The 18606-nt window shown below is 62.6% G+C and carries 21 protein-coding genes; 9 read left to right on the top strand and 12 right to left on the bottom strand.

Annotated elements, in window-relative coordinates:
* Positions 1 to 6: 6 nt before the first annotated feature.
* The 6 genes from ntrC to ACFQNJ_RS01990 all read right to left on the bottom strand — a co-directional run bounded on the left by ntrC (position 7) and on the right by ACFQNJ_RS01990 (position 6851).
* Positions 7 to 1533, bottom strand: a complete 1527-nt coding sequence (gene ntrC / locus ACFQNJ_RS01965) for a nitrogen regulation protein NR(I) (protein ID WP_382253409.1) — start codon at positions 1531 to 1533, stop codon at positions 7 to 9.
* A 38-nt stretch (positions 1534 to 1571) separates the two neighbouring features.
* Positions 1572 to 2696: a nitrogen regulation protein NR(II) gene (gene glnL, locus ACFQNJ_RS01970; RefSeq protein WP_374638900.1), complete on the bottom strand. Its 1125-nt coding sequence runs from the start codon at positions 2694 to 2696 to the stop codon at positions 1572 to 1574.
* Positions 2697 to 2706: 10 nt separating this feature from the next.
* A complete protein-coding gene (locus tag ACFQNJ_RS01975; RefSeq protein ID WP_382253411.1) occupies positions 2707 to 3237 on the bottom strand; it encodes a hypothetical protein in 531 nt (176 codons plus the stop codon).
* A gap of 181 nt (positions 3238 to 3418) precedes the next feature.
* Positions 3419 to 4834, bottom strand: coding sequence for a type I glutamate--ammonia ligase (gene glnA / locus ACFQNJ_RS01980; RefSeq protein WP_374638898.1), 1416 nt, complete (start codon positions 4832 to 4834; stop codon positions 3419 to 3421).
* 259 nt (positions 4835 to 5093) lie between these two features.
* Entirely contained in the window at positions 5094 to 5927 is an 834-nt protein-coding gene (locus ACFQNJ_RS01985) for a competence/damage-inducible protein A (RefSeq protein WP_382253413.1), read from the bottom strand.
* 18 nt (positions 5928 to 5945) lie between these two features.
* Complete coding sequence (locus ACFQNJ_RS01990; protein WP_382253414.1) at positions 5946 to 6851, bottom strand: EI24 domain-containing protein; 906 nt, start codon at positions 6849 to 6851, stop codon at positions 5946 to 5948.
* A gap of 80 nt (positions 6852 to 6931) precedes the next feature.
* Here ACFQNJ_RS01990 and ACFQNJ_RS01995 point away from each other — a divergent pair, with 80 nt between their 5' ends.
* The gene (locus tag ACFQNJ_RS01995) at positions 6932 to 7747 is read left to right on the top strand and encodes an alpha/beta fold hydrolase (RefSeq protein WP_374638895.1); all 816 of its coding nucleotides are present in this window, start codon (positions 6932 to 6934) and stop codon (positions 7745 to 7747) included.
* A 165-nt stretch (positions 7748 to 7912) separates the two neighbouring features.
* Positions 7913 to 8644, top strand: a complete 732-nt coding sequence (locus ACFQNJ_RS02000; RefSeq protein ID WP_382253417.1) for a DUF2726 domain-containing protein — start codon at positions 7913 to 7915, stop codon at positions 8642 to 8644.
* Positions 8645 to 8675: 31 nt separating this feature from the next.
* On the opposite strand, the gene ACFQNJ_RS02005 is transcribed toward ACFQNJ_RS02000, so the two are convergent.
* From ACFQNJ_RS02005 to ACFQNJ_RS02020, 4 genes are all read right to left on the bottom strand, one after another.
* On the bottom strand, positions 8676 to 9431 hold the full coding sequence (locus ACFQNJ_RS02005; protein ID WP_382253419.1) for a 16S rRNA pseudouridine(516) synthase: 756 nt from the start codon (positions 9429 to 9431) through the stop codon (positions 8676 to 8678).
* Between the two features lie 14 nt (positions 9432 to 9445).
* On the bottom strand, positions 9446 to 10528 hold the full coding sequence (locus ACFQNJ_RS02010; protein ID WP_382253421.1) for a TRAP transporter substrate-binding protein: 1083 nt from the start codon (positions 10526 to 10528) through the stop codon (positions 9446 to 9448).
* 365 nt (positions 10529 to 10893) lie between these two features.
* The gene (locus tag ACFQNJ_RS02015; RefSeq protein ID WP_382253423.1) at positions 10894 to 11613 is read right to left on the bottom strand and encodes a hypothetical protein; all 720 of its coding nucleotides are present in this window, start codon (positions 11611 to 11613) and stop codon (positions 10894 to 10896) included.
* A gap of 101 nt (positions 11614 to 11714) precedes the next feature.
* On the bottom strand, positions 11715 to 12254 hold the full coding sequence (locus ACFQNJ_RS02020; RefSeq protein ID WP_382253425.1) for a hypothetical protein: 540 nt from the start codon (positions 12252 to 12254) through the stop codon (positions 11715 to 11717).
* 291 nt (positions 12255 to 12545) lie between these two features.
* On the opposite strand from ACFQNJ_RS02020, the gene ACFQNJ_RS02025 reads away from it, so the two are divergent.
* The 4 genes from ACFQNJ_RS02025 (at position 12546) to ACFQNJ_RS02040 (ending at position 14677) form a co-directional block, all read left to right on the top strand.
* Entirely contained in the window at positions 12546 to 13154 is a 609-nt protein-coding gene (locus tag ACFQNJ_RS02025; protein ID WP_374638887.1) for an HD domain-containing protein, read from the top strand.
* 625 nt (positions 13155 to 13779) lie between these two features.
* Positions 13780 to 14004: a hypothetical protein gene (locus ACFQNJ_RS02030; RefSeq protein WP_374638885.1), complete on the top strand. Its 225-nt coding sequence runs from the start codon at positions 13780 to 13782 to the stop codon at positions 14002 to 14004.
* Positions 14005 to 14012: 8 nt separating this feature from the next.
* Positions 14013 to 14264 (top strand): hypothetical protein, encoded by a 252-nt coding sequence (locus tag ACFQNJ_RS02035; RefSeq protein ID WP_374638883.1) that lies wholly within the window; start codon positions 14013 to 14015, stop codon positions 14262 to 14264.
* A 143-nt stretch (positions 14265 to 14407) separates the two neighbouring features.
* The gene (locus ACFQNJ_RS02040) at positions 14408 to 14677 is read left to right on the top strand and encodes a hypothetical protein (RefSeq protein WP_382253427.1); all 270 of its coding nucleotides are present in this window, start codon (positions 14408 to 14410) and stop codon (positions 14675 to 14677) included.
* Positions 14678 to 14679: 2 nt separating this feature from the next.
* On the opposite strand, the gene ACFQNJ_RS02045 is transcribed toward ACFQNJ_RS02040, so the two are convergent.
* A complete protein-coding gene (locus tag ACFQNJ_RS02045) occupies positions 14680 to 15357 on the bottom strand; it encodes an SOS response-associated peptidase family protein (RefSeq protein WP_374638881.1) in 678 nt (225 codons plus the stop codon).
* 58 nt (positions 15358 to 15415) lie between these two features.
* On the bottom strand, positions 15416 to 15592 hold the full coding sequence (locus tag ACFQNJ_RS02050) for a hypothetical protein (protein ID WP_382253429.1): 177 nt from the start codon (positions 15590 to 15592) through the stop codon (positions 15416 to 15418).
* A gap of 416 nt (positions 15593 to 16008) precedes the next feature.
* Between ACFQNJ_RS02050 and ACFQNJ_RS02055 the strand changes: the two genes are divergently transcribed.
* The 3 genes from ACFQNJ_RS02055 to ACFQNJ_RS02065 are packed head-to-tail and all read left to right on the top strand — an operon-like array spanning position 16009 to position 18475.
* The gene (locus ACFQNJ_RS02055; protein WP_382253431.1) at positions 16009 to 17667 is read left to right on the top strand and encodes an SNIPE associated domain-containing protein; all 1659 of its coding nucleotides are present in this window, start codon (positions 16009 to 16011) and stop codon (positions 17665 to 17667) included.
* A gap of 2 nt (positions 17668 to 17669) precedes the next feature.
* Positions 17670 to 17948 (top strand): hypothetical protein, encoded by a 279-nt coding sequence (locus ACFQNJ_RS02060; RefSeq protein ID WP_382253433.1) that lies wholly within the window; start codon positions 17670 to 17672, stop codon positions 17946 to 17948.
* Positions 17949 to 17980: 32 nt separating this feature from the next.
* Positions 17981 to 18475 carry a hypothetical protein gene (locus ACFQNJ_RS02065; RefSeq protein WP_382253435.1) on the top strand — a complete coding sequence of 165 codons (495 nt, stop codon included), beginning with the start codon at positions 17981 to 17983 and terminating at the stop codon, positions 18473 to 18475.
* Positions 18476 to 18606: the final 131 nt, after the last annotated feature.

The raw sequence follows: 18606 nt of genomic DNA on the forward strand, positions 1-18606 counted from the left end.
GCCCGCTCAATCGTCGTCCATCCCCAGTTCCTGGATCTTGCGCGTGATGGTGTTGCGGCCGATGCCCAGTTTCTGTGCCGCCTCGATCCGGCGACCGCGGGTGTTGACCAACGCGGTCTGGATCAGGCAGGTCTCGAAACGGCGGGTCAGCACATCCCAGACGTCGGTTCGCCCACTCTCCAGCAGCTGGCGGGCCTCGGCCTGCAAACCACCCTCCCAGCCCCCAGCCGGTGCCATCACCGATCCGGCCTGAACCACCGCCGAAGGCAAGCTGGCCAAGGTCACGGGGGTCATCGCGACCACGGGATCCTCCACCGGAACTGGCCTATCATCCACCCTGCGCTCGGCCTCCGGCAACGGAACCGGCTGTCCGTTCAGCACCTCTGGCGGCAGATCGTTGACATCGACCACCTGGGCTGGCGCCATCACGGTCAGCCAGTGACAGACGTTCTCCAGCTGGCGCACGTTGCCCGGAAAGTCGAATTGCGACAGCATCCGCAAGGCCGCATCGGAGATGCGCTTGGGCTCCACCCCCAGCTGCTTGGCGCTCTGCTGCAGGAAGTGCCGCGTCAGCATCGGGATATCCTCGCGGCGCTCGCGCAGGGCTGGCAGGCGCAAGCGGATCACGTTCAACCGGTGAAACAGGTCCTCACGGAATGCACCTTCCTTGACCCGCTGTTCCAGGTGCTGGTGGGTCGCCGCAATGACGCGCACGTTCGCCTTGACGGCGCTGTGCCCGCCGACGCGGTAGAAGTGGCCGTCCGACAGGACACGAAGCAGCCGCGTCTGCAGGTCGAAGGGCATGTCGCCGATTTCATCCAGAAACAGCGTGCCTCCTTCGGCCTGTTCGAAGCGGCCGCGACGCATGGCCTGCGCCCCGGTGAAAGCCCCCCGCTCGTGTCCGAACAGCTCGCTCTCGAGCAGGTCCTTGGGAATGGCCGCCGTGTTGATGGCCACGAATGGACCGTTGGCACGCGGTGAGTGCTTGTGCAGCGCCCGGGCCACCAGCTCCTTGCCCGAGCCCGACTCACCGGTGATGAGCACGGTGACGTTGCTCTGCGACAGCCGCCCGATCGCGCGAAACACATCCTGCATCGCTGGCGCCTGGCCCAGCATCTCGGGAGCCGCCGTGATCGACTCCTGGGCCACCTCTTCGCGCTGACTCTCGGCCACGGCGCGATGGATCAGTTCCACCGCCTTGGGCAGATCGAAAGGTTTGGGCAGGTACTCGAATGCGCCCCCCTGGAAGGCCGACACCGCACTGTCCAGGTCGGAGAACGCGGTCATGATGATCACCGGCAGGCCGGGCAAGCGCTCCTTGACTTTCTCGAGCAGGTCCAGCCCCGAGCCGCCTGGCATTCGAATGTCGCTGACGAGGATCTGCGGGCCCTCGGCTTCCGGTGTATCGGTCAGCGCCTTCAGCACCTCCTGCGGATTGGTGAAGCTGCGTGTGGGCAGGTTTTCTCGCAGCAGCGCCTTCTCGAGCACGAAGCGGATGGATTGGTCATCATCAACGATCCAGATCGGCTTCATGTCGCGGTCTTCCCTTCGTCAGGCTCAGGTGTGGTTGTTCATGGCAACGGAATCAGGATCTTGAAATCCGTCTGGCCCGGCACACTCTCACACTCGATCAGACCGTGGTGCTGCTGAACAAACGTCTGCGCCAGCGTCAACCCCAGACCGGATCCACCATCGCGCCCTGATACCAGAGGGAAGAAGATGCGATCCTTGATCGAGTCCGGTACGCCGGGCCCGTTGTCGATCACATGCAATTCCAGTGCCAGCCTATAGCGCTGCTTGCCGAAGGTCACCTGCCGACCCACCCGCGTGCGGAAGATGATCTGAGCGTCTCCCGCGGCGATCCGTTCGGCCAGCGCCTGCGCCGCGTTGTGGGCGATGTTCAGGACGGCCTGGATCAGTTGCTCCCGATCACCCCTGAACTCGGGGATCGAGGTATCGTAGTCGCGCACCACCCTCAGGCCCTTGGGAAACTCCGCCAGGATGAGGGATCGCACCCGCTCGCACACCTCATGGATGTTCACGTCGCCCACCACATGTGGCCGGCGGTGCGGTGCCAGCAGGCGATCGACCAGCGACTGCAGACGATCCGCCTCGTGGATGATCACCTGCGTGTACTCGATCAGCTCCCGGGATTCGAGCTCCATCTGCAGCAGTTGTGCCGCCCCACGAATGCCGCCCAGCGGGTTCTTGATCTCGTGCGCCAGGTTACGGATGAGTTCCTTGTTGGCCTGTGCCTGGTCGATCAGCCGCTCTTCTCGTTCCTGTCGGGTCTGCAACTCCAGCGGCAGCAACTCCACCACCACCTCGGACGGTGTCTCGGTTTGCGCCACCACCACATGCACCTGCAGAGGATCGTGACCGAGCCGTTTGAGCCAGGCGTCATAACGCAGGGCCGCAAACTCGTTGCCTTTGGCGCCCTGCAGGGCATTGACCAGCTGCTGGGGTTCGGTGAACCAGTCTGGAAAACTGACACCCGCCATGCTGCGACGGGAAATGCCTAACGCATCCTCAAGGGCTGCATTGACAAACAGGATGCCACCATCCGGCGACACCACCGCCACCAGCGTGGCCAGCAGGTCCAGTGACTGAAAGCGCCGCGCCAGCCGGTCTTCGGGCGAAACCTGCGGGTCTTCCAAAGGCGTGCTCGCCTGGTCTGCGGCCCTCTTGCCTTTCATCCAGCGGCTTTCAACGGGCGCCCTGCGCCGCCGGCGGGTTGCCCCCAGGTAAACGGGACAGTTCCCGCTCGATACCAGCCACGTCGGCCTCGGCGCGACCCACAGCCGCCTTCAGTTCGGCAACCCGGTCCAGATAGCGCTGATGGTTGCGACCCTCGATGCCCTGTTTCTCGGGGTTGCCATCCGCGTAGGCCTTGCGCGCCTCGGCCAGCCGCTCCTGCGCCCTGCGCAGCTCTGTTTCCAGGATGGCACGGGCATCGCTGTCCCTGGCCCTCTGCTCGGCGGACGCTGGCGGCGCAGGACGCGGTGCGGCGGTGCTGCTGCGCGTGGCGCCACCCTCGCCCGAGCCGCGTGGTGTGGTCCCCTGGATGATGGTGATGTTGCCACCCTCCATCAGCTTGCAGCCCTTCTCCTTGGCCAGCTTGGGATCGTTGGTGTACTCGTTGCCACATCGGTAGATCTTGCCTTGGGCGAGCGCAGCAGCGCCGTGACCCAGGACCAGCGCGGCCAACATCCAACGGACAGCTCGGAAGTCTTTCATCAGGGACAAATTTCGCACTCCTGCGCCTTGGCGCACGTGAATTTTTGAGTATGACCGAATTCCGGATGGAAAGTGCCCACTGTTGCATTTGACGCAACGCCATCGAACAGGCGTAAAAAAAGGACGGCCGAGGCCGTCCTTGGGTATCGTCGTCCGGGCAGAGAGTCTGTCCGGTCAGCGATCACAGGCTGTAGTACATGTCGTACTCGACCGGGGACACTTCCACGCGGGCACGGGTGACCTCGGTCATCTTCAGCTCGATGTAGGCATCGATCCAGGCATCGGTGAACACGCCGCCCTTGGTCAGGAAGGCACGGTCCTTGTCCAGATGATCCAGGGCCTGGTCCAGGCTGTGGCAGACGGTCGGGACCAGCTTGTCCTCTTCCGGCGGCAGGTGGTACAGGTCCTTGGTAGCGGCCTCGCCCGGATGGATCTTGTTCTCCACGCCGTCCAGACCGGCCATCAACAGGGCCGCAAAACCCAGATAGGGGTTCATCAGCGGATCGGGGAAGCGGGCTTCCACGCGACGGGCCTTGTCCGACGCCACGTTGGGGATGCGGATAGAAGCCGAGCGGTTCTTGGCCGAGTAGGCCAGCTTGACCGGGGCTTCGAAGTGCGGCACCAGACGCTTGTAGCTGTTGGTACCCGGGTTGGTGATGGCATTCAGGGCACGGGCGTGCTTGATGATGCCGCCGATGTAGTACAGGGCGAACTCGCTCAGACCAGCGTAGCCACTGCCCGCGAACAGGTTCTTGCCATCCTTCCAGATCGACTGGTGCACGTGCATGCCGGAACCGTTGTCACCGTGGTAGGGCTTGGGCATGAAGGTGGCGGTTTTGCCGTAGGCGTTGGCCACGTTCTGGATCACGTACTTCTGCAGCAGGGTCCAGTCGGCGCGCTCGACCAGAGTCGAGAAGCGGGTACCGATTTCACACTGGCCGGCGCCAGCCACTTCGTGGTGGTGCACTTCGACCGGCACGCCCACGGCTTCCAGGATCTGGACCATCTCGTTGCGCATGTCGATGGTGCTGTCCACCGGCGCGACCGGGAAGTAGCCGCCCTTGGTGCGCGGACGGTGGCCGCGGTTGCCACCTTCGATTTTGGCGCCGCTGTTCCACGGTGCTTCGTACTCTTCGATCTGGTAGAAGCTGTGGCCGGGCTCATTGCTCCAGCGAACTTCGTCGAACAGGAAGAACTCGGGTTCCGGACCAAAGAAGGCCACATCGCCCAGGCCGGTGGCCTTGAGGTAGGTTTCGGCGCGCTTGGCGATGGAACGCGGATCGCGCTCATAGGCCTTGCCGTCGGTCGGCTCGATCACGTCGCAAACCAGCACAGCGGTGGTTTCTTCGACGAAGGGATCGATGAAGACGGAACCGGCATCGGGCATCAGCAGCATGTCGGACGCTTCAATGCCCTTCCAGCCAGCAATCGAGGAGCCATCAAAGGCCTGACCTTCTTCGAACTTGTCCTCGCTGAACTGGGAGACCGGAATGGTGATGTGTTGCCACTTGCCACGGGTATCGGTGAAACGGAAATCAACGAACTTCACGTCGTTGTCTTTCACCAGCTGAATCACGTCGGCGGCGGTCTTGGCCATCAATTGCTCCTGAGTCGGGTTGGGTGGAAAAACGGTCGGATGTCCTTGCCTAAGCAGTTTCCATGCCAAGAACTGACCACGGGGGACTCAGCCTGACGCCTGAAAACACGGCGTGACGATTATCCTCCTTGGCCAGCGCACAAGAAACAGCTTTCGTGCGCACCGATATCGATGCGTCGCACCGCCCTGGCCTCGGCCCAAGTCAAGCAATGCACGCTTGTGGTGCAATAGAGCGCAGCGCACCGGTTTGGTGAGCCCCTTATCGCACCAATTCGGGGCCAAGCTGCGCACCATGCCCCCGCAACCCTGCCATCAGTTGCCCATATGCCAGCGGCACGGCAGACGAAGGGCCCTTGACCCCCAGCTCAATGTGCCGACCCCAGGTCGGGTGATCGACACTGGGCAGGCTGAACACCTTGACAGGGTGATCCCGCTCGATCGCCTCCATCAACGGCGTGAGCGTCGCTTCCATGGCGCCAAACACCACCACGGAACGCTCGACCCAGTCGCCCGGGCCTCGATGCCAGGCACGGTATTCGGTATCCAGCAAGTGTTCGATCATCGGCCAGGCCATGACCGGAAATCCTGGCACGAAGTGCACCGCACCGCCGCCGGTGCCATCACACGTGAACCCGGGAATCTTGTTGTAGGGGTTGGGAATGATCCGTGCCACTTGCGGAAACACCCCCATGTTGAGCCGATGCACATTGTCGGCGCGTTCGGGCTCATAGGGTACGCCCTGCTCCCGGGCCACGTCCTGCATGCGCTCTTCGATCAACAGACGGGCTTGCGGATGAAGCGCCAAGGGCACCCCCAGCGCGGCGGCGGCACACTGGCGCGTATGGTCATCGGGCGTGGCGCCGATGCCACCACAGGAAAACACGATGTCGTCTGACGCAAAGGCATCGGCCAGGGCCGCCGTGATGCGGCGTCGATCATCGCCGACACAGCGCGACCAGGACAGTGTCAGCCCCCTGGCAGCCAGCAGCTCGATCACCTTGGGCAGGTGCTTGTCGGCCCGCTTTCCCGACAGGATTTCATCCCCGATGATGATCAGCCCGAAGGAAGGGGGCAGCTTGCTGGTGTCTGTCATGGTGTTCAGAAACTTGGCTCAACGGGAAGATGCAGGAGGCAAGACCGGCGGCGGCTCCTGCGGCGCCCCACCGGGAGGGGTTCCCGACGGCAAGGATCCCTCCTGCGGATCCAGGACTTCGACGGGGCCCGCCCTGCTGCGCAGCGCCTCCAGTGCGGACAGCGTGAAGTGGGAAAACCACAGAGAGGCCAGTGCAAACACCAGCGTGTAAATCCAGATCGCCAGAGGCACCAGCACAGGCGCCAGGGCCACGAACAGCGCACCCGATGCCCACAGCAGGCTCGGTGCAGCCCCCAGGTAGCCCGTCAGAACCCCCATGGCCAGCAGGCTACCCCGATGTTCCTTCAGGATGGTCTGTCGCTCTTCGCGGCTGGCGTGGGCGGCCAGCGAATCGAACGCGAACACGCGGTAGGTCAACCATCCCCAGATCAGGGGCGGCAGGACCAGAATCAGCGGAGGGATGAGCCACAGGGGCATCGAGGCCAACAGGGCCAGCACCGCCACCACCGTCGAGACCAGCGACCACCAGATCGCCGCCAGCATGGATCCGCCGCGCTTGCGTTCCAGCGAGGGGAACCTGCGCTGGGCCACGAGTTCGGCCATGGCAGAGGTCATGAACGCGGCCACCAGCAGGAGACTCACCACCAGGATGGCCGGCGTGGCCAGCATCAGCACCAGCGAGGCTGGTAACAGCGTCAGGGCGCCAGACAGCCCCATGCCGGACAACCACCCGGACAAGGTCTGATAGAAGCCCAGGCCCGAGAGCCAGAGCTCCACCGCCTGCACACTGGATTGCCAGAAGAAGTAGCCCAGACCAAACGACAGCAGGGTCATCAGGGCCAGCGGCAGCATCGAAAGACCAATGACCCGTGGATGCATGCAATAGGCCACGGCGCGCCAGAAAGCGTCAAGCATGTGTCTCATGCCTGCAGCATAGCGGGTTTCCCGCGTGTGCCGGCCACCGGGGGCTACGCCGCGTCGGGCATCTGCGCTAGCATGCTCCCATGAGGCGCATCAACATCGAGGGCGTGGATCTGGAAGTGGCTTGCCATCCTGGCGATCCGCACCGGGAACCACTGGTCTTCCTGCACGAGGGCCTGGGCAGCGTGGCCATGTGGCCACAGCGGGGGCGGGACTGGCCCCGTGAACTGTGTGAGCGCACCGGGCGCGCAGGTTGGGTGTATTCGCGGCGTGGTTACGGAGGATCCGATCCGGTGCCGGACGTCAGAGGCCCATCCCGGATCGAAGGCTTCTGGCATGTCGGCCGCCATGAGGTCGACTACATGCACCGTGAGGCCAGAGACGTCCTGCCCCGGCTGCTCGCCGCGCTCGACATCCGCCGTCCGGTGCTGATCGGCCACTCAGACGGGGGCACGATTGCGCTCCTGCACGCCACCCAACATCCGGTGGCGGCCTGCGTCGTCATGGCTCCCCACGTTTTCGTGGAGGAGATGACCATCCAGGCCATCGACACGGCCCGCCAGCAGTACCTGGACCATCAATCGCCCGGCAGCCTGCGCGAACGTCTTTCCCGCTACCACCACGACGTCGACAACGCTTTCTGGCAATGGAACGACATCTGGCTCAGCGAATCCTTCCGGTCGTTCGATATTCGCCAGGAATGCGCGGCCATCCAGGCGCCTGTGCTCGCCATTCAGGGCATTGACGACCCTTATGGCAGCCTGCGCCAGGTCGAGGACATCCGACAACACCTCCCAGCCGCCGAACTGCTCGTCCTCGACCAGTGCGGCCACAGCCCCCACCGGGACCAGCCAGACCGCCTGACGGACGCCGTCGCCGAATTTCTTGCTGGCGTTTGAGACGCATCCGGCATCTGTCAAATCGCGCATCGGACCGGCGATGTGATGAATTCGCGGTAAAAATACCAAAGAGTTCACACATCCCCAATCCTTGGATTGCGGTCGGATGGTGTTTTGTGCGCCAATTGCACACAATTGGATACAAAACCCTGCCAACGCATTCTCATGTCTTCCGTCGACGTCCTTGACCCCTGGTTGCTCACCGCGCTGGCACCCCCGCTGCTGGCGCTGGGCGCCTGGGGCCATCACGTCTGGGCCGAGCGCAGCGCCAGGCGACGCCGCCGCATCCCCAAACATTGGCCGCTGACCGCCAGGCCGCTGGCCAACACCGAGGAAACGCGGGTCTGGCACTGGCTGGCACGCACCTTCTACGACCACCATGTCATGGTCAAACTGCCCGTGACGCGGTTCACGTTGCCCAGGGATCCGGACCAGGGAAAAGCCTGGTACACCCTGCTAGGCAGCGTCTACTGCACCTTCACCATCTGCCGCTCGGACGGGCGGGTGATCGGTTGCGTCGACGTGCCCGGACGTGGGGGCATCTCCCGAACGGTCCGCCAGATCAAACATTCCCTGCTGACCCAGTGCGGGCTTCCCTACTGGATCGTCCGCGCCGACAGCCTGCCCACCGTGGCCGAGATCCGGGGCGAGTTCCTGGGAGAGACCCCCTTGGCCCAATCCATGCGTGAGCGGGAAATGGAAGAGCGAGCGATGGCGGCTCAAAACAATCTTCGCACCGCCATCGACCGCCAGCGCAAGAATCGGCAGAGTGATTTCACTCCGTTGTCCACCTGGCCTCCCAGCACGGTCGAACCGCGCAGCGACTTCCATTCCAACTGGGGTGGAGAGAACTCGTTCCTGCAGCCCTTGGACAGCCGCAAGGGCGAGCTGCTCTGAGCCGATGCCGTCGACCGGCGTGGGCGCACCCTCACCCGCCCGGCTGTTTGGCTGACAAGGCAGCCACTTCCTCCGGGGTCAACCAGCGCCATTGACCAGGTGCCAGGGAAGCAGGCAGTTCCAGCGCTCCGATGGCGCTGCGGTGCAGTGTCTCGACCCGGTTGCCTGCCGCCGCCACCATGCGCTTGACCTGGTGGTACTTGCCCTCGGTCAGCACCAGCTCCAGCAGATGACTGTCGAGACGACGACAGGATGATGCCTTCACCGCCTTGGGGTCATCGTCCAGCACCACCCCTTCCAGCAACTTGCCGAGCAGATTGTCTGTCACAGGGTGCTTGAGACCCGCCTCATAGACCTTGGGCACATGGTGCCGGGGTGACGTCATCCGATGGATGAACTTGCCATCATCCGACAGCAACAAGAGGCCGGTGGTGTCCTGATCCAGACGCCCCACCGCCTGCACGCCGGCCGCCGCCGATCCGCCGCGCTGTCGCAGCGGCGCGGGCAGCAAGGTGTAGATGCTGGGATGGGCACCGGGCTTGTGCGAGCACTCAAAGCCAGTCGGCTTGTGCAGCATCAGATACGCCTGTGCGTGATATGTCCAGCGCTCACCCTGCACCCAGAACACCAGCCCGGCGGTGTCAACCGCCTGGGCCGGGTCCTCGCAAGGCTGCCGGTCTTCACCGAGCTGCACCAGCCCCTGCTGAACCAGTCCCCAGCACACCCGCCGGGTGCCGAAGCCCTGGCTGAACAGGACCTCGTGCAGCTCAAGCAACGCTCGCGACATTCAGCAGACCGTCCTCAGATTTTCGCGTTGGCGATGTAGCCGTCGTAACGCCACTCCGAGAATTTGCTCCACAGGATCTGGTCGCGCTGGAAGGCACGCATGTCCTGGTGGATCTTCTTGAACTCGGGCGACTTGGCCTCATGAGCGGCGAACACCTCCATGGCGGCCTTGAAGCCAGCGTCCATGATCTCCTTGGAGAAGCCTTGCAGCTTGGTGCCGGCGGCCACCAGACGCTTGAGCGCGGCCGGGTTCTGGGCATCGTACTTGGCGGTCATGTCGCGTGCGGCCACCGCGCCAGCGGCCCGGACGATGGCCTTGTTCTCGGCCGACAGGGCCTCGAATGCCTTCTTGTTGATGAAGAACTCGAGCTCGGCACCGCCTTCCCACCAGCCGGGGTAGTAGTAGTACGGCGCCACCTTGTTGAAGCCCAGCTTCTCGTCATCGAAAGGACCGACGAATTCGGTGGCGTCCAGCGTGCCCTTTTCCAGCGCCTGGTAGACCTCCCCGGCCGGCATGTTCTGGGCGACCACGCCCAGCTTGGCCATGGTTTCGCCGAACAGGCCACCACCCAGACGCATCTTCAGACCCTTGAGGTCGGACACCTTCTTGATCTCGCGGCGGTACCAGCCGCCCATCTGCGTGCCGGTGTTGCCCGAGCTCATCGACAGGATGTTGTACTTGGCATAGAACTCGTCCAGCAGCTTGCGGCCGTTGCCGTGCTCCATCCAGGCATCCATGTGGCGCGCGGTCAGGCCAAAGGGCACAGCGCAACCGAAAGCGAAGATCGGGTCCTTGCCGGTGAAGTAATAGGGAGCGGTCTGGGCCATCTCGATCGTGTTGTCCTGGATCGCATCGACGACGCCAAAGGCGGGCACCAGTTCACCGGCGGCATGGATCGACACCTCGAAGCGTCCACCCGACAAGGCCTTGACCGTCTCCGAGAACTTCTCGGCCGAGCCAAAGATGGTGGGCAGCGACTTCGGGAAGCTGGAAGCCAGACGCCAGCGAACGGCCGCTTGCGCGTGCACCGCGGGTGCGATACCGGCAGCCAGCACGCCGGCCAGCCCGGCATTCTTCATCAGGGAACGACGATCCATGGAAAAGTACTCCTCGTAATGATCAGCAGCAAAAAGAAACCTGCTGCCGAAGTTGAAAAAACGTACCAAAGCCTTTGACCATACCCGATCGAGCATGGGGATGCAAGGCAATCGGCGACCCTGGATGCCGCCGCCCTCGCCAATCCATGCAAACCAATGGAAAAGGCCACCATTTCCTCTGGAAAATGGTGGCCTTGTTTGGCATATGGGCTGGGGTCTATCGAAATCAACGAAAAACCCTTTTCAAATCAAGGATCAAGCTGCCAATGAAAGTGAGGGTTACCCGGTAAGTTACCCGGTGTTGTGTTTGTTGATCTTCGGAACCTAACCAGCGTCCGCAGACTCTCATTCTCGCACCGTCAAGCTCACTTCGCCGTCGACTCAAGCAAGTTTGCTTGCCCATAGGCCGTCTTCACCATCCGGTTTGCCTCCATCAGGAACCAGGACATCAACTTATCCTGGTGCCGCGGATCTCTTCCCAGAGCCCTGACGGTTGCATCCAACAAGTCCATCTTGGCCGGATCCTTGCGATAGTCGATCCCGCCCGGTGAGGCTGCCTCCATGTCCAGGAAGGTCTCGATGGCCTGGCGCCAACGCTCTTCATCCACATCCTGGCCAGCCGGCTCTTTCGCCGGCGCATTGGGCTTTGACGCAGCGGCAAGCACCTCTGGATCATTCGACCAGCCCAGCGAAACCATGCACCCGTGGTACACACGCTGCCGATCTTGAGCCGCTCGCATGGCGATGCCCATGTTCATGCCGTTGGCCATTCCGGTTGCAAAGGCTGCCCCAGGATTTGGTACCGGCGTGACACGCGCCTGGTAGCCGTAGCTCGAAGTGCCCACGCCTGGCGTGAACATGCTGCCCGTCCCGTTGATCTTGTAGGCTTGCTGGCCGGGAACATAGGTTCTGACCATGGGCATGGGGACAGACCCAGAGGAGACACCCGTGCAGTAGCCGTCGTCTATGTCGAACTGCCGCTTCGCCGCAATCGGGTCGGCGATGTTCGGATTTTGGTACGAGGGTGTAGTGGCACAGCCGCTCAGCAGCGCAGCACCCGTCAGAAGCACGGCGATCCTCGTCATGTGGGCCCCTTGTGAGATTTCGTAACTCCACCATACCTGTCAGAGTCACGAACCGGAACCATCAAGCCCCCCAATTTTGGGGGTGCGCTGCAAGTCCCAGCTCAGAACTCAGCCGGGCGCAGGGTGGCCACGAACATCGACATCGCGACCTTCAGCGCATCCTTGGCGTCTTCCTGAAGCATCACCTGGGGAGAGATGTTCTTGTCTCTTGAGCGATTCACTGCCCTATGGGGGTTGGCTTCTGGCTTGTAATGACCAAGCGCATTGCGGACCTCGCGTACCCTGTCTGCCTGATCCAGCAGATCGTTGTCCAGCAAACTGGCCTCGCGACACACATCAATCGAGGTCTGCCCCTTCTTAGATGACCGGGTGCCGATGAATGCCTCGGCGATTTCGTCCAGGGAATGTTCGATCACTGCATACGAGATCATGACGGTGGCCGCGTAGCGCCCATCGATGTAGCACCATCTTGCCTCTTCCGCGAGGTGCAGTTGTTCGAATCGCCCCATCACCATGCCTGGTGCTTTTGGAAGACTTGAAGCCCAGATCATTCGTCGCGCGCGTTCCTCTCGGAACGTCAAGTCGTTTCGCTCGACGGTATTCATGGCTTCCGCAAGCACTTCTTCGCTGGGATCGTCCACCGGTACTCCTCAAAAGAAAACCCGGCTCAGGGCCGGGTGCAACATCGGATCAGAGCCGATGCCGGGTCAGGGAGGTTCACCCGGGCGCGTGACAGCGCTGGTGCAGTCTATCACCAGGCTTGCAAGCACGGCCAACAGCTCACGCCCTGACCTACAATGACACTGCGGCACGCGAAATCTCGCTCTGCTCTCGCCGCGTTTCTTCCCTTCCTGAACTCTTCCCGACCGGCTGCGATAGCCAGGTTCGCGGCTGGTCGTCCTTTGGAGTCCTGGCACAAAGGAAGCTCGTCCATGCCCAGAAGCACAGCCCCCCTGCTCTCGCCCCGGTTTGCCCTGGCCCTGCAGTTCGCCAACCAGATCCACGCCACCCAGGTCCGCAAAGGGCTCGGGGCTCCCTACATTTCCCACTTGATGGCCGTCAGCGCCCTGGTGCTGGAATACGGCGGTGACGAAGACCAGGCCATCGCCGCGCTGCTGCACGACGCAGCAGAGGATTGCGGCGGCCGGCCCATGCTGGAAACGGTCCGGGTGATGTTCGGTGAGGAAGTCGCCTCCATCGTCGAGTGCTGCACCGACACGTTCGAGTCGCCCAAGCCCGCCTGGCGCACGCGCAAGGAGGCGTACATCTGCAGGATGCGCACTGAGCCGGCGCGCGCCCGCCTGGTGGTGACGGCCGACAAGCTGCACAACCTGAGCAATACGCTGCGAGACATCCGAACCAAGGGGGTCGGTCTCTGGCGCATTGACGCAGCGGGTACACCCAACGGGTCGGCTGAAAAGCAGCTCTGGTACTACCGCGCGTGCCGCGACGCGCTGGCCACGGGATGGTCGAGCCCCCTGCTTGACGAGTTCACCCAGGAGGTGGGAGAGCTGGAGCGTTTGATCGGGAGCAAGTCATGAACATCCAGCCCGGCGGCCTGGCCGTCATCGTCAAAGGCCTATGGCCGAACATCGGCCGCGTCGTTTACGTGGACCGATACCTGGAATCGTGGGACTTCACGGAGCTCGGGCTTGGCCGTGGTCCTGGGTGGCGAGTTCGCACCTGGAGCCAGGGCCCACTGCAAACCACCGATGGGCCTCGGCTTGTCGGGTACACACCGGATGGTTCCCTGAGACCGCTTCCGGGGCTGCCCCCTGACCAGGCCAGGCAAGTCCAGCGTGAAATGGCAATCGCAGACTTCCAGGAGGCAATGAACGAACTTGCTCAAATCCTCAGGGCGCCAAGAACTGGCGCGAAAGCGCTGCAAATCGAGGCCCCGTCGCACCACGCGAGCACCTGCAAAGGCGAGGCTGGCGAAGTCGATTGGTGCTTGAACCACGCGGTTGATTCTCGGCAATCCCCAGCAGCCCCCCCCAGAGTCCCCGAGGGTTGAAACTCAGCCAGGACCCACCGGGGGCTGCCTCTGCAGCATAGGAGTGACAGATTCTGCGAGCGGCAATCTGCGTTTGACAAACGCACCAATCTGGATAACATTACCTGCGTTTGTCAAACGCATGTATCGACCTACCTCGAGACGCCCAAGCCATGAATCTCATCGAATCCCGTGCACTTGCCGCATACCTCAAGGCCTGGGATGGGTCTGGGCAGCTCCAGCAGCCTGGCGAGGTGTGCGAGGTAGACCACGAGGGCCTTCAATACGTACGCCTTTCAAACATCGGCGGGACCCTTGCTGTTTACCGCGTTCGCACGGTCAATGGCGCGCCGATGCTGAAACGGTTGAAACGCTGGCCCTCTGCACTCGACCAATGAGAACGAGCATGAACACCTGCTTTGAAACCTACTCCGCCTCGCAAATGTTCGGTGCCGCTGCAGATCGATTCGCTGACCTGCGCGAAGCCATCCAGGTGCTGCGGAACTCACTGGACAACCCGACCACACGAGGAGAAGCAATCGCCCTGATGGACAAACTCTCGGAGAGCGGTGAAGTTTTCTGTCGAGACGCAGAGCTCGCCTATGGAGAAACGGGATTGAATGGCGGCGTGAGCAGCGGTCCACCAGCCTGGCATTGAACTCAGGCGAGAGCTGGGCGACGATCACATAGCTGTCACGCTTGCCGACCTGGTAAACCGTCACCGTCTTCGGCCCCGGGCCATGGTTGGGGACTTCCGCCAATGGCGGGAGTGTGATGACGCCACGATCGGCAAGGCGTTCAATGGATCGCTTCACGTTGTCGTGTCGCTTCTCGACCAGATCGGCCAGCACCCGGCTGGTCATCCAAGGGATTGAGCTGTATTCCCGAGTACCCGGCAGCGCCAAGGCGAAAGTCAGATCGCACCCTCAGACCTGGTGGGTGCTGGTACGCACCCTGGACTTGTCCGAGGCATTCGACGAGCCGGACCCATTGGACGAGCTGGCGCAGCAGCAGCACAACACTCTCTTCGGCCCCGGGAACGGGACACCACCACACAAGCGGTTCGGCTGAACCTACAGCGGCAGAGCCCGGTACAAAGCCCGCTCAGGGTCTGCCGGCCCATGTTCAAGGGTGTCGGGGGCGGGAACCTTGATCAGCTCCGCGGCCTGCTCCTTGGTGCCATGCAGCCAGGCGTCCTGGTCTTGCTCCCAGATGGGCACCACGGTGCGCTTGTCCTGACGGTCAGGCGGCAGATCCGGCTCGGGCTTGTGCATCAGCTCCAGGACCGGATGCCCGTCGCAGTTCTGGGTCAGCAGCGTGTATGACGGCACGACTTCGCCAGTGGCTGGATCGGTCCACTCTGCCCACAGGCCGGCCAGCATCCACGGAAGGCCATCTGCCCGCCGAAAATGCCAGGGCGTGGACTTCGGTGCCCTAGTCATCATGTCGGCCCGGCTGATGCCCCAATAGGGCTCCTGGAACCACCAGGCCGGGATGAGGCAGCGCTGGCCACGTGACCATGGGAACCTGAACGTCCAGGCGGTAGCCACCGTCTCGCGCCGGGCATTGTTGGTCGACAGTGGCCGGCCGGTTTTCTTGCTGGTCGGCCGTCTGGTGGGCGAGTCGGGCGGAATCATGCCCCACTGCCCGACGACAGCCTCACCGCGCTGACGCACGTACACACCCTGACTCAGGGGCCCCACCACGGCCGCCCAGTCTGGCAGTGCCTCGGGCACACGGACCAACGTCATGGTCCGCAAAGTGCCGCGATCGGTAGTCCCGTACAGGTTGCACATTGTCAGACTGGGATCACACCGGGCCGGTGAGACGAGCCTGCAGGCCTTCGATGGGGTCGGCCATGTCGCCCAGCGAGGCCATCGCCACTGACGCCAGTTGCAGGCTGCGCATTGCATGTGAGCGCAGCACCAGCATTTCCTCGGGCGCACCCTGGTCCCTGATGTAAGCAGCCTGGGCACGCATCAGCATCTCAAGTTCTCCGAGTGCGTCGAGCGCCAAGCTGATGCGATCGGCATCCGGTTGGTTCAGGGAAGGGGTTACAGTTGCTTGAGCCATTGAGCACCTCCAACGTGCTGGGTGGTCAGGGGCCGGATGGTGTTGCAGCACCTTCTGGCCCCGCCTTTTCCTGCCGTCTTGAATCCCACGCGGCAGGTTCGCGGTGAAGCAATTTCAGCACAAAACCGCGTGCATAAGGGGTTATTGGCCAAGCCTTTTAAGGCTAGTTTTCGCTCCTGAAACGACAGCACCTGCGCCGCTCCGTCCCACATATTGGGGATGTCTGGTGTCCGAACGCGACACATTGCGCACCATGCGGCAATTGATCAGACATTGATCAGAGATGGTCAGACAGAATCGAGCGAACGCCTCGTGATCAAGCTGCCCTCATGACCGACATAGCTGCAATCGTCCTTGCCTTCAGCCCGTTTGTTCTGGGCTTCTTCCTCGTGCGCTGCCACCTGAACGGCAAGCGCCTGATGAGGGAGTCGGACCTCATGAAGCGCCGAGTGACCACCCTGGAGTTTGAGATCACCGAGGCCAATCGCGCCAAGGAAGCCGCGCAGATGATCGCGGAGCGGCTCAAGCCCTTCGAGAAGGTCGCAGACGCAGACGACGAGGCCAAGAAGATTCTTGATCGCGTCAGGGAGCTGTCGTCGGCGCACATTGCTGAGGCGAAAGCGGAGTCAGATGCCCTGCGCGCAGCGGCCGCTGATCTGACAGCGAAGGCGAAGGCGGCTGCCGAGAATGTAGCCAAGCAGGCCCAGATTGACGCGGACGCGATGAGTCGACGGGCAAAGCAGGAGGCGGATGCCGTGCTGCAGGCTGCGCGAGAAAAGGCGAGCGAAGCGATGGCCCTGGTTGGAAGGGAACAGGCTTTGCTGGCGTCTGTCACGGCCCTGGAGAACCGACTCAACGGCTACGACGACAGCTACATTCAGCCGGCTGCGCTCCTGCTGGAGGGCCTGGCAGAAGCCTACGGATCGAACGATGCAGCGGTCGATCTGAAAGCTGCACGAGAGCATTCCCGGATCCTGCTCAAGACGGGACGTGCCGCGGCATGCGACTACGCCGAGCCCAAGCGTGCATCGACCGCCAAGCGTTTCGTGGCTGATGCGTTCAATGGCGCCGTCGACTCAGTGCTCGCCCGGGTCAAGGTCGACAACGTGGGCAAGCTGGCACAAGAGATCAAGGATGCGTGCGCCGTCATCAACTACCACGGGGCAGCCTTTCGCAATGCCCGGGTGACCGACGAGTATCTGGCCGCCCGGATGGCGGAGCTGCAGGCCGCCGGGCGGTTCCAGGCGCTCCTGAAGAAGGAACAAGAGGAACAGCGAGCCATCAAGGAGCGCATCCGCGAAGAGGCACGGGCCCAGCGTGAGTTCGAAACCGCTCAGCGTGCAGCGGCAAAGGAGGAAGAGCGCGTTCGCAAAGCGCTGGCCGAGGCACAGCGTCGGTTCGAGACAGCCGCCGCGGAGGACAGGGCCAAGATGGAGGAACGCCTGCAATCCCTGCAGGCTGCCCTGGCGGAAGCAGAGGCCAAGAGCGCACGCGCCCTTTCCATGGCTCAGCAAACCAGGGCAGGCCACTGCTACGTCATCAGCAACGAGGGCTCATTCGGTGCTGAAGTGCTGAAGATCGGGATGACCCGTCGCCTGGATCCGCTGGACCGAGTGCGCGAACTCGGGGATGCAAGTGTGCCGTTTGAGTTTGACGTCCACGCGATGGTCTACAGCGACGACGCTCCCACGCTGGAGAAGACGCTGCACCGGGTTTTCAACGAGACACGGGTGAACATGGTCAATCCGCGCAAGGAGTTCTTCAGGGTTGGCCTGGCGGATGTGAAACAGAAGCTGAGCGAGCTGGGGGTCGAGGCTGAGTTCACGATCACGGCTGCCGCCAGGGAATACCGCGAAACCATGGCCCTGCGTCATGCGTCGGCTGAACAGCGCCGGGCAGCCCTTGCTGCTGTGCTGGCTGCTGAGGAACACCTCGAGGACGATGCAGAGGATGCGGCCGTGTCATCAGTTCACACGGACGCTGCCTGACCATGGAACTGCTCTTTCGAGTCTTGTTCGGCTGCCCTCGGTGCTTTCAGGCCGCCGGGTCGGTGCTCTTGACCTTCAGCATCGGCATGCTGCTTGGAGCTTGGCGACTGGCAAAGCGGGTCAATCGTGTCGAGGATGCGACAGGCATGAATATCGATCTGACCAAGGCGCTGGAGGTCCTGCCCTTTCCGACCACCGCTGGTGGATACGCGTTCGCGATTGCGGGCGTGATCGTCGGTTTGGCCATGGTCAGGTTTGGATCATGGGCGGCAAAGCTCTGACAGCCCCGTTTGCAGCCTAGGAGGAGGACAGGATGAATGACCATCTCAGCACTGAAGCAGAAGGCCATCAGTTGATGCGGCAGCGTTTGTTCGAGCAACTGATGTTCCGGGCCAACCTGTTCAACTCTGCCAACGAGCAGATCCAGACATTCCTGTTTTCTGTGCATGGCGGCGGCCTGGTTGCAGCCCTCGCCTTCCTGTCGAGTGATCGCGGGAAAATGGAGATCGCCTGGTTGGCACACACGATCGCCATACTCATTGCCGGGGTGGTTCTTTGCGGCTTCATCCGTGCCCTTTCGTACTTCGCCACCCGTGGTCTCATGTTCGCGATGAGCGTGGCGATTAAGCGGTTTGACGCCCAAGAGGTAGATCTGGTGGAAGCAATGGCTATCAGCATCCCGAAGCCATTGATCTGGCTGGGACGTTTCGCCGTCACCCTTGGAGTAGTGAGCTTCCTCCTCTTTATCGGGGCTCTCTGCATCACCGTGGACAACCTTCTGCTTCCGCAGCTTTTGCCGCGCACGTGATGCCGAATGGCACGCGGTGGGCTCCCCCGGTCGCGCAGGCTACTCCCGCAAACGTGGCCTGACCCCAACCAATCCAATAACACCGCCTCCACGTTTCTTAGCGGCTTGGCACTGCGCCTCGAATGATGCTA

It is taken from the genome of Hydrogenophaga bisanensis (genome assembly GCF_042665135.1).
GTDB classification, from domain to species: domain Bacteria; phylum Pseudomonadota; class Gammaproteobacteria; order Burkholderiales; family Burkholderiaceae_C; genus Hydrogenophaga; species Hydrogenophaga bisanensis.

Bases quoted from the DNA above. Each gene is read 5' to 3' on its own strand.
- ntrC (WP_382253409.1), bottom strand. From the start codon at position 1,533: ATGAAGCCGATCTGGATCGTTGATGATGACCAATCCATCCGCTTCGTG.
- glnL (WP_374638900.1), bottom strand. From the start codon at position 2,696: ATGAAAGGCAAGAGGGCCGCAGACCAGGCGAGCACGCCTTTGGAAGAC.
- ACFQNJ_RS01975 (WP_382253411.1), bottom strand. From the start codon at position 3,237: ATGAAAGACTTCCGAGCTGTCCGTTGGATGTTGGCCGCGCTGGTCCTG.
- glnA (WP_374638898.1), bottom strand. From the start codon at position 4,834: ATGGCCAAGACCGCCGCCGACGTGATTCAGCTGGTGAAAGACAACGAC.
- ACFQNJ_RS01985 (WP_382253413.1), bottom strand. From the start codon at position 5,927: ATGACAGACACCAGCAAGCTGCCCCCTTCCTTCGGGCTGATCATCATC.
- ACFQNJ_RS01990 (WP_382253414.1), bottom strand. From the start codon at position 6,851: ATGAGACACATGCTTGACGCTTTCTGGCGCGCCGTGGCCTATTGCATG.
- ACFQNJ_RS01995 (WP_374638895.1), top strand. From the start codon at position 6,932: ATGAGGCGCATCAACATCGAGGGCGTGGATCTGGAAGTGGCTTGCCAT.
- ACFQNJ_RS02000 (WP_382253417.1), top strand. From the start codon at position 7,913: ATGTCTTCCGTCGACGTCCTTGACCCCTGGTTGCTCACCGCGCTGGCA.
- ACFQNJ_RS02005 (WP_382253419.1), bottom strand. From the start codon at position 9,431: ATGTCGCGAGCGTTGCTTGAGCTGCACGAGGTCCTGTTCAGCCAGGGC.
- ACFQNJ_RS02010 (WP_382253421.1), bottom strand. From the start codon at position 10,528: ATGGATCGTCGTTCCCTGATGAAGAATGCCGGGCTGGCCGGCGTGCTG.
- ACFQNJ_RS02015 (WP_382253423.1), bottom strand. From the start codon at position 11,613: ATGACGAGGATCGCCGTGCTTCTGACGGGTGCTGCGCTGCTGAGCGGC.
- ACFQNJ_RS02025 (WP_374638887.1), top strand. From the start codon at position 12,546: ATGCCCAGAAGCACAGCCCCCCTGCTCTCGCCCCGGTTTGCCCTGGCC.
- ACFQNJ_RS02030 (WP_374638885.1), top strand. From the start codon at position 13,780: ATGAATCTCATCGAATCCCGTGCACTTGCCGCATACCTCAAGGCCTGG.
- ACFQNJ_RS02035 (WP_374638883.1), top strand. From the start codon at position 14,013: ATGAACACCTGCTTTGAAACCTACTCCGCCTCGCAAATGTTCGGTGCC.
- ACFQNJ_RS02040 (WP_382253427.1), top strand. From the start codon at position 14,408: ATGGATCGCTTCACGTTGTCGTGTCGCTTCTCGACCAGATCGGCCAGC.
- ACFQNJ_RS02045 (WP_374638881.1), bottom strand. From the start codon at position 15,357: ATGACGTTGGTCCGTGTGCCCGAGGCACTGCCAGACTGGGCGGCCGTG.
- ACFQNJ_RS02050 (WP_382253429.1), bottom strand. From the start codon at position 15,592: ATGCTGATGCGTGCCCAGGCTGCTTACATCAGGGACCAGGGTGCGCCC.
- ACFQNJ_RS02055 (WP_382253431.1), top strand. From the start codon at position 16,009: ATGACCGACATAGCTGCAATCGTCCTTGCCTTCAGCCCGTTTGTTCTG.
- ACFQNJ_RS02060 (WP_382253433.1), top strand. From the start codon at position 17,670: ATGGAACTGCTCTTTCGAGTCTTGTTCGGCTGCCCTCGGTGCTTTCAG.
- ACFQNJ_RS02065 (WP_382253435.1), top strand. From the start codon at position 17,981: ATGAATGACCATCTCAGCACTGAAGCAGAAGGCCATCAGTTGATGCGG.